At 70.9% G+C, this 3,913-nt stretch carries 4 protein-coding genes; 2 read left to right on the top strand and 2 right to left on the bottom strand.

What is annotated here, in order from left to right; all coding sequences use genetic code 11:
- Window positions 1-175 precede the first annotated feature (175 nt).
- On the bottom strand, window positions 176-874 hold the full coding sequence (locus tag ABTZ89_RS36650; RefSeq protein WP_270949832.1) for a maleylpyruvate isomerase family mycothiol-dependent enzyme: 699 nt from the start codon (window positions 872-874) through the stop codon (window positions 176-178).
- Between the two features lie 37 nt (window positions 875-911).
- Entirely contained in the window at window positions 912-1,613 is a 702-nt protein-coding gene (locus ABTZ89_RS36645; protein ID WP_351053633.1) for a GntR family transcriptional regulator, read from the bottom strand.
- A 177-nt stretch (window positions 1,614-1,790) separates the two neighbouring features.
- On the opposite strand from ABTZ89_RS36645, the gene ABTZ89_RS36640 reads away from it, so the two are divergent.
- Window positions 1,791-3,011: an NRAMP family divalent metal transporter gene (locus ABTZ89_RS36640; RefSeq protein WP_270949830.1), complete on the top strand. Its 1,221-nt coding sequence runs from the start codon at window positions 1,791-1,793 to the stop codon at window positions 3,009-3,011.
- Between the two features lie 7 nt (window positions 3,012-3,018).
- Window positions 3,019-3,780, top strand: coding sequence for a LamB/YcsF family protein (locus tag ABTZ89_RS36635; RefSeq protein WP_351053631.1), 762 nt, complete (start codon window positions 3,019-3,021; stop codon window positions 3,778-3,780).
- Window positions 3,781-3,913 lie beyond the last annotated feature (133 nt).

Here is a 3,913-nt window from a genome sequence, read left to right as displayed (position 1 = left end):
CAGCCTGCCCCGCGACAGCTTGATCGTGTTCACCGGTCTGTCCGGTTCCGGGAAGTCGTCGCTGGCGTTCGACGGTGCGCTGGGGAACCCCCGCAGTTTCAATTGAAACTGTGATCCGTCGTGCCTGAGATCTGCAGTTTCAATTGAAACTGCGGTTCACGGCTGCCCGCGTCGCTCAGCTGCGGGCCGGGCGTTGGGTCGGGATCGGGTGCGGGGGCCAGGGGCCGAGCTCGGGGAGGGGGCCGGACGGGGTTCGGTCCGGGGTCCGGCCGGCCAGCCAGGCCGCCAGGTCCTGCACTCGGCCGGTGATCTCGGTGGGGCCCGTGGACCACGTTCCGTCGCCGTCGGTCCGGCGGAGGGTGAAGCCCTCGGGGAGCCGGGGCAGCAGGAAGTCGATGGCGTGCTCGGAGAACTCCGGGGTCCACTGCTCCGGGCCGACGCCGACGTCCAGGTCGACCAGGTGGATCCAGACCTCGCGCCAGCGCATCCGCACGATCCCGGCGAGGTCGCCGTTGCGGAACCGCACCGGGCGGTTCCAGTCCGCCTCCGCCGCCTGCGACCAGACCGCCTCCAGCGCCGCGCTGTGCCGGGCGAGCCGGGCGCGGTGCTCCTCGGCGCTGTTGCCGGCGAGCCCTTCGATGATCGCGTCGCGTTCCTGCTGGCCGCCGTCGTAGGCATCGACGAGCTCGCCGCGCAGCGCGTGGGCGGAGACCCGTGCGAAGGCCCGCGCGTTGTCCGTCAGGTGCGCCAGCACGTGCCCGCGGCTCCAGCCGGGGAGCAGCGACGGGGCGGCGATCTGTTCGTCGGTCAGAGCGGAGATGGCCTCGAGGAGGTACTGGTGTCCCTCGACGACGGCGCTGAGCGGAAGCCTCACGCGCGGCGATCCTAGCCCCCGCTGCCGAGAGCCGGGATCACTCCGGGGTGTAGCTGCGGTAGGCGGCGACGAGCTGGGCCTCGGCGGCGTCGAAGTAGCCTTCCAGGCGGTCGGCCGCTTCCTGCACCTGACCAGCGCTGATCAGGTCCGCGATCTCCCGGTGCGGTTTCAGGTACGGCTCGTGGAGCTCGCGCGGCCGGGACATGCGGTGGAACGCCAGCCGCAGCTCGGCGAGCAGCCGGCGCATCGTCTCGTTGACCCGCGGGCTCTCGGCCAGCGCCGCCAGCGCTTCGTGGAACCGCATGTTCGCGGTTCCCACGTCCCACCAGCGCTCTTCCCCGGCCGCGCGCTCACCCTCGGTGACCGCCTGATCCACTGCGGCCACCAGTTCCGACGGTGCCCCGGCCGCCCGGCGCACCGCGCTGATCTCCAGCAACCGTCGGATGCGGTAGAGGTCGATCACGTCCTCGTCGCTGAGCACCCGGACGAACACGCCGCGGTGGAACTCGTGCACCAGCAGCCGCTCGTGCACCAGCAGCCGGAACGCTTCGCGCAGCGTGTTGCGCGAGACGGCGAGTGCTCGGCCTGCGCTTTCCTCGGACAGCCTGGTGCCCGGCGCGAGCGCGCCGTCGATGACCCGCTGGCGCAGCAGCTCGGCGACGCGCTCGGCCGTGCTCGTGCGGTCGAGCAGCGACCGGTCGGCCGCCAGGAGGTCCGCCCAGGGATCCGCGGTGGTCAATCCAGCTCCCCACGACGCCGGTTCAGTTGATCTCGAGTGTAACGAGAAATTTTCACCCAGGGTATTGCCGGATTGTTCAACAATTCTCTATGTTGTCCCGAACCGCCTGCTCGTGCGGTCTCCAAGTCGACGTTCCCCCCCACCGGCCCCGGTCGGTGCGCAGCTGATCGGAGTGCCATGGCTGAGACGACGACGACCGAGAAGGGATCCTCGGCCGCCAAGCGGAGCACCCTGCTCGGCGCGGTGTTCCTGATGGCCACCAGTGCGATCGGGCCCGGCTTCATCACCCAGACCACCGAGTTCACCATCCAGCTCGGCGCCGCGTTCGCCTTCGCGATCCTGGTGTCGATCCTGGTCGACGTCGCCGTGCAGCTGAACGTCTGGCGGGTCATCGGCGTCTCCGGCATGCGGGCGCAGGACCTGGGCAACAAGGTGGTGCCCGGCCTCGGCTACCTGATGGCGGCGCTGGTCGTCTTCGGCGGACTGGTGTTCAACGTCGGCAACATCGCCGGCACCTCGCTCGGCCTGGACGCGCTGTTCGGCCTGGACGCCAAGATCGGCGGCACGCTGTCCGCGGTCATCGCCATCGGCATCTTCCTGAGCAAGAAGGCCGGCGTGGCCATGGACCGCATCGTCGTGGTCCTCGGCGTGGTGATGATCCTGCTGACCGCGTTCGTCGCGTTCGCCTCCGCACCGCCGGTCGGTCAGGCGCTGAAGGAAGCCGTGCTGCCCAGCGACGTCGACTTCCTGGCCATCACCACGCTCATCGGCGGCACCGTCGGCGGCTACATCACCTACGCCGGCGCGCACCGCCTGGTCGACGCCGGGGTCACCGGCCCGGAGCGGATCGTCGACGTCAGCCGCAGCTCGGTCGTCTCGCTGCTGGTCACCGGCGTGATGCGGATGGTGCTGTTCCTCGCGGTGCTCGGCGTCGTCGCCGGCGGCGTGGCGCTGACCTCGGCCAACCCGACCGCGGAGGCGTTCCAGCACGCTTCCGGCGAGATCGGCATGCGGCTGTTCGGCATGATCCTCTGGGCCGCCAGCATCACCTCGGTCGTCGGCGCGGCCTACACCTCGGTGTCGTTCCTGGTGACCTTCTCGCCGAAGCTGGCCCGCGCCCGCAACTGGCTCGTGGTGGGCTTCGTCGCGATCTCCGCGGTGGTGTTCCTGCTGCTCGACAAGGCCCCGACCACGCTGCTGGTGCTGGCCGGAGCGCTCAACGGGCTGATCCTGCCGGTCGGCTTCGGCGTGCTGATGTACGTCGCCGCCCGCCGCCGTGACCTGCTCGGGGGATACCGCTACCCGAAGTGGCTGCTGATCGTGGGTGTGGTCGCGTGGCTGCTGACCCTGTACCTGGGATACAACTCGCTCGGCGGCATCGCCGCGCTGTGGAAGTGAGGTGGGCATGGACCTCAACTCGGACCTCGCGGAGGGCTTCGGGCGCTGGGAGCTCAGCGATGACGAGGCGCTGCTGGGCATCGTGACCAGCGCGAACGTCGCCTGCGGTTTCCACGCCGGGGACGCCACGGTGATCCGCGGCGCGGTCGAGCAGGCCGCCAAGCAGGGCGTGGTCGTCGGCGCGCAGGTCAGCTACCGCGATCTGGCCGGGTTCGGCCGCCGCTTCATCGACGTCCCGCCGCGCGAGCTGGCCAACGACGTGATCTACCAGATCGGTGCGCTGGCCGGGTTCGCCCGCATCGCCGGGACCGAGGTCGGCTACGTCAAACCGCACGGCGCGCTCTACAACGCGATCGTGCACCACGCCGACCAGGCCGCCGCGGTGGTCGAGGCGGTGCGCGCCTACGACCCGTCGCTGGCGGTGCTCGGACTGCCGGGCTCGCAGTGGCTGGAGCAGGCCGAACGGGCCGGGCTGCCGGTGTTCCGCGAGGCCTTCGCCGATCGCGCCTACACGCCGGAGGGCACGCTGGTGTCGCGGCGCGAGCCCGGCGCGGTGCTGCACGACCCGGAGCTGATCGCGCAGCGCTGCCTGCGGCTGGCGGCCGGTGAGCCGATCGAGGCCGTCGACGGATCGATGATCCGCGTCGGAGCCGACTCGATCTGCGTGCACGGCGACAGCCCGGGCGCGGTGGCCATCGCCGAATCCGTGCGGGACCAGCTGGTCGCCGGTGGTGTCGAGCTGCGGCCGTTCGTCGCGCGGGGTCTGTGATGAGGTTCCTGCGGTGCGCCGACTCCGGCCTGCTCGTCGAACTGGACGACCTCGAAGCCGTGCAGGCGCTCTACGCCGCGCTCGCCGAGGCGCCGGCCTGCCGCAGCGCGTCGAAGTCGGCAGGCGGGATGAC

Origin of the sequence: Saccharopolyspora sp. NPDC002686, from assembly GCF_040295745.1 — a bacterium.
In the GTDB taxonomy this organism is placed as follows: Bacteria; Actinomycetota; Actinomycetes; order Mycobacteriales; family Pseudonocardiaceae; genus Saccharopolyspora; species Saccharopolyspora oryzae.
This window is presented reverse-complemented; position numbering and strand designations above follow the sequence as displayed.

Bases quoted from the DNA above. Each gene is read 5' to 3' on its own strand.
- ABTZ89_RS36640 (WP_270949830.1), top strand. From the start codon at position 1,791: ATGGCTGAGACGACGACGACCGAGAAGGGATCCTCGGCCGCCAAGCGG.
- ABTZ89_RS36635 (WP_351053631.1), top strand. From the start codon at position 3,019: ATGGACCTCAACTCGGACCTCGCGGAGGGCTTCGGGCGCTGGGAGCTC.